A 222-nucleotide genomic window follows, 5' to 3' on the forward strand; every position below is an offset into this window, starting at 1 on the left:
AAACGGTTTTTCATATAGGGCTGGCGTTGTTTTGTAAAGTGTGTTTAGTGCTTTGAAATAGTTTTGTGTATTTTTATGAGGTTCAAATTCTAGTAAATTCCAGTCTAAACTTTCTTGAAAATTCCACTCATTATATTGCCCAAACTCGCCACCCATAAAGAGCAGTTTAGTTCCAGGGTGTGTAAACATGTAGCCGTAAAGTAGGCGTAAATTAGCAAAACG

The 222-nt window shown here is 36.0% G+C and carries 1 pseudogene; it reads right to left on the reverse strand.

What is annotated here, in order from left to right:
• A pseudogene (locus FUA24_RS11070) lies at positions 1 to 222 on the reverse strand (1,4-alpha-glucan branching enzyme); the annotation flags it as partial.

This window comes from Seonamhaeicola marinus (genome assembly GCF_008085455.1).